The organism is Piscirickettsia litoralis, from assembly GCF_001720395.1.
Taxonomy (GTDB): Bacteria; Pseudomonadota; Gammaproteobacteria; order Piscirickettsiales; family Piscirickettsiaceae; genus Piscirickettsia; species Piscirickettsia litoralis.
Genome location: NZ_MDTU01000001.1, coordinates 2,203,500 through 2,204,570 on the forward strand (window position 1 = coordinate 2,203,500; position 1,071 = coordinate 2,204,570).

Annotated in this window: 1 protein-coding gene; it reads left to right on the forward strand. The window is 36.4% G+C overall.

Annotated features, from left to right (window positions below):
* Positions 1-78 precede the first annotated feature (78 nt).
* Positions 79-960, forward strand: coding sequence for an AsmA family protein (locus BGC07_RS10910; protein ID WP_069313142.1), 882 nt, complete (start codon positions 79-81; stop codon positions 958-960).
* Positions 961-1,071: the final 111 nt, after the last annotated feature.

Consider the following 1,071-nt stretch of genomic DNA (forward strand, 5'->3'; position numbering starts at 1 on the left):
AGGGAGAGTTTATGTTTTTGATGTTTTTCTGCCGATTTGTTATTATCAATACGTTATAACTAGGGTTAAGCACTGGGAGTGTCTCGTGGTGAAAAAAGAATTTTTTATGGTTTTGTGATATTAATTTTGCTGTTAATTGTTGGTGGCTATTTTTTATTCAGTCATATGGATAGCATTTTAAGAAGTGCGGTTGAAAAAATAGGCTCAGAAACAACGGCAACCACGGTGAAACTAGGCAGCCTGAAAACAAGCCTAAAAGAAGGTCAGGTGAGTTTGGGCAACTTTACTATGAGTAACCCTGCAGGCTACGACAGTGGTAATGTAGTCTCGTTTAAAAGCGTCCTTGTGAGTTTAGATCCAAATACAGCGACAAAACAGACGATTGTCCTTAATAAAGTTGTGATTAAAAATCCTTATATTTTATATGAGATGAAAGGCAATTCGTCTAACCTTCAACAAATTCAAAAAAATATTGAAAATTATTTTTCTAGCAAAAAGCAAGGAGACAAAGCTCGTACAAATCGCAATGAAAATGCCGGGCAGCAAGAGGGCGCTAAGGCGGCGGCCAAAGAGCAGAAAAAATTTATTATTAAAGATTTAGAGATTTTAGAGGGTCAGGTGAAAGTAATATCACCGTTATTAAAATCTAAAGAGAAAACCGTGCCGTTACCTAATATCCGCTTAACTAATATTGGCAGTGGTGGCCCAGGGTTAAGCCCCGATCAAATCACTCAGCAAATTATGAATGTTTTGGTGGCAAACTCCGGTAAAGCTGCAGCACGCGCTGGCCTAAATCAAGTTGAGGATAAACTTAAAGAAAAGGCAGGGGGACTTTTTGAAGAACCTATTGCAGTAATAGTTTTATTATTTCTGTATTCTTTTCTCATTATTCATGCACTTTTTTATAATTCCCGCCGAGGCGGGAATTATTTTCCCTTCCAATTCTTCTTCAAAAAATGATCGCCAATAACTCGACTCATGTCGTCACTGTTACTTAATATTATTTATTAATGTTTACGAAACCTTGACGAATATTTTTTGGATCTAAAAAATAATTAATTTTCAACCCTC